We start from the raw sequence: 3,053 nt of genomic DNA on the forward strand, positions 1-3,053 counted from the left end.
ATGTGTTGCATCATTAAATATACCACTTTTAATCCTTTTATTAAAATAATTTGACTATTTTTGAAAGAATAAAACGCTAGTTTTTTCACAGACTGACGTTAGCGGATATATTAACAAAAAATGGAGAATTAAATAATGAAACAAATAATTCTAATACTTTTATTTTCTTTCACATTATTTGGACAAAATAATAATGAAAAATATTTTGATGAATCAAAAAAATTAACAGATTCAAAAGAATATCAAAAAGCATTAACATCAATTAATATAGCATTAAAATCTGATAGTTTAAATCGCCCATATTTACTACAAAAAATAAAAATTCAATATTTTAGTAATAAGTGTGACGATGCGATGAAGAGTCTAAACCTTATAATAGAAAATGTAGATGATAAAATACAAGATGATATTATGGCTTATTTTTGCGATATCGATGATTGTTTAGGCAAAAAAGAAGAAGCAACAAGACTCTTGAAAGAATATATAATTCATGAACAATACCAAAATAATGAAATGATACTTTATTTAGCTATCAGATTGTGTAATACCAAGAAATATGAAGAAGGTATCAATTATTACAAACAATATATAAATTTAAATCCAAATGACATCGATGCTATTACTGATTTTTCACAAATTATTTTTATTCATAAAGGTTATGAAGATGCAATTAATGAAATAAAAAAAGCGTTGCAAAATAATCCTGACAATTTGAATTTATTAAAATGTTTAGTATCACATTATAATTCAAATAAAGATTATGAAAAAGCAATCGAAGTACAAAATAAAATAGTTAAATCATATTACACCGTTGAGAATATAAAAATTAGAGCATTTTTATTCTCTCAATTGAAAAAATCACATAAAGTATATGAAGATTTAAATAGAATTATAGAAATAGATAAATGCAATGCTGAATACTACTCACAAATTTTACAATATGAGTTTGATAATAGAATATATGATAAAGTTGTCCAAAATAGTTTTAATTTAATTAAGTGTAATCCAGATTTTGAGAATTCAATTTTAGATGGGCTATATACTTCTTTGTTCTTTTTAAATAAAGTAAAACAAGGCGAACTCTATTTGGACAAAAAAATAGCCTTGAATCCAACTAATTTTAATCCCTATTATCTAAAAGCAAATATTTTATTAAAAAATAAACAATTTGAGCATGTAATAAAATATTTAGATTTAAGTCTTAAAACATCTGATTTAGAAAGTTCAAATGTAATTAACGTGAATTTTCTTAAATTAAGTTATTATTTGTTATCTGAAAATTACGAAGGACTTAAAAACTATTTTAAATCTACAGAAATCAAATCATTAGATAATAATCTAAACTTTACTTTTTCAGAAAATTTAGAAAATAAAAAAACAGATTTCATAGTTAATTTTGATAAAAATACAGGGATTATTAATTCCCAATTAATAATCCCGACAAAAATTATAAAATTATTGCAAAATGATTATGGGTTAAGAATAGAATTAACGAAATAAAAATACATCCGCTAACAGCCGTTTGGCGTGATTGGGGATTTAGTGGAATTAGCGTTTTTTTATTACCTTTGCGTTAAGCCGAAAATACTCGGTTTCAAAAGTCCCCAACCACGCCAAGCGCCAAGACGTTAGCAAACATTGCCAAAAAACCGCTACAAATGAAAGCATTTTTAATATTAATATCATTTCTATTTTTGAGTAATTCTGATGTATTACATAAAGATACGTCTTTGCAACTTGAAAAAAATGGAAACATCGTAGGTTTGCCGAAAAGTTTTAGTCCAGCAAATTTTGACATAAATAAAAAGAAATTAAGATTAAATAATAAAGAAATTGTCTTTCCAAATTGTGTGAAATTTTATTTTGATGAACAAAAAAATTCGAAATTAGATTTATCAGCATCTTGGTATCATTCTAAAGAAACTATGCCATATTATTTAATTTTTAATATTGAAAATAAAAAAGGAAGTAAAGGCTATAAAATTTTAGTTGATTTAGAAACTTTAGATTTAATATATGTTCAAAAATCTAAAACAAGAGGAATTACAACTTACAATGAAAATATTGAATTAGACGAAAAATGTCTAAATGAATATAAAGATAATATTAAAACTATAAACTAATAAAACGTTTGCTAACAATGGTTTTATAAAATGGCTTAGGCTTGGTTTTTCCTTCGGAAAAACCTCTATGAATCGAAAATTTGTCTATATTTGTTTTGGTCTGTAACTAATCAAAGCCACTTTATAAAGCCACTAAACGTTAGCAGTAATATTATGAAAATCGGAACTTTAACACTTTTACTTTGCATAACATTCTTTAGTTGCCAAAAGAATGAAAGTGTTTTTGAAACTGAACAAAAAGCTCTTAATTCAGTTTTCAACTCTGTTGTAGATTCAGTTTTTCTAAAACTTACTGAAAATAAAATTATTTCAAAAAATTTAAAACAGAAAACTATTGTAATCTATGATAGTTTAACAACTGACAAACCAGGTTTTGTTCAATTTCAAGCAAGATATAAAACAATCAAAAATCTTTACTTTGACACAATTGCCGAAAAAGTAATACCGAAAATTGATTTACTTGAATTAGAAAAGGAAGCAAATTTTAAATATTTACCAAAATTATCTGTTAGTCATGATTCAATAAAAAAGAGTTTTTGGAATTCTAAAAATGCACTTTCTGGCGTTTTACTATTTTCCAAAATTTGCTTCGACGAGAATAGAAAATTTGGAGCCTTTAATTGTATTTATTCAGGAGAAAATATTTATAACGCAAAACATTTTTTAGTCTACATTAAAAAAGAAAACGGAAATTGGAAATTGGACGAAGTAACTAAATTTACAAGGATGTATTAAAAAATACTACTGCTAACAGTGGTTTGTAAATATTGTTTTATTTGGTGGAATCACCGTAATCAATTACTTTTACGATAAACAAATTAAAAGTAGTTTTCATAAGAAAACAACATTCACAAGCCACAAAACGTTGTACAACATTTTGAATGAGATACTTAATTAAGATAATATTACTAATAATTTTAGTTTCATTTT

At 24.5% G+C, this 3,053-nt stretch carries 3 protein-coding genes; all 3 read left to right on the top strand.

What is annotated here, in order from left to right; genetic code table 11:
• Positions 1-135: 135 nt before the first annotated feature.
• The 3 genes from ACFSX9_RS09805 (at position 136) to ACFSX9_RS09815 (ending at position 2,858) form a co-directional block, all read left to right on the top strand.
• The gene (locus ACFSX9_RS09805; protein ID WP_379807161.1) at positions 136-1,500 is read left to right on the top strand and encodes a tetratricopeptide repeat protein; all 1,365 of its coding nucleotides are present in this window, start codon (positions 136-138) and stop codon (positions 1,498-1,500) included.
• A 158-nt stretch (positions 1,501-1,658) separates the two neighbouring features.
• Positions 1,659-2,123 (top strand): hypothetical protein, encoded by a 465-nt coding sequence (locus ACFSX9_RS09810; protein WP_379807163.1) that lies wholly within the window; start codon positions 1,659-1,661, stop codon positions 2,121-2,123.
• Positions 2,124-2,276: 153 nt separating this feature from the next.
• On the top strand, positions 2,277-2,858 hold the full coding sequence (locus ACFSX9_RS09815; RefSeq protein ID WP_379807165.1) for a hypothetical protein: 582 nt from the start codon (positions 2,277-2,279) through the stop codon (positions 2,856-2,858).
• Positions 2,859-3,053: the final 195 nt, after the last annotated feature.

The sequence above is a fragment of the Flavobacterium ardleyense genome, assembly GCF_042686085.1.
Taxonomy (GTDB): Bacteria; Bacteroidota; Bacteroidia; order Flavobacteriales; family Flavobacteriaceae; genus Flavobacterium; species Flavobacterium ardleyense.

What these genes read in the sequence shown, in the direction of transcription:
- ACFSX9_RS09805 (WP_379807161.1), top strand. Translation starts at nt 136, where the DNA reads ATGAAACAAATAATTCTAATACTTTTATTTTCTTTCACATTATTTGGA.
- ACFSX9_RS09810 (WP_379807163.1), top strand. Translation starts at nt 1,659, where the DNA reads ATGAAAGCATTTTTAATATTAATATCATTTCTATTTTTGAGTAATTCT.
- ACFSX9_RS09815 (WP_379807165.1), top strand. Translation starts at nt 2,277, where the DNA reads ATGAAAATCGGAACTTTAACACTTTTACTTTGCATAACATTCTTTAGT.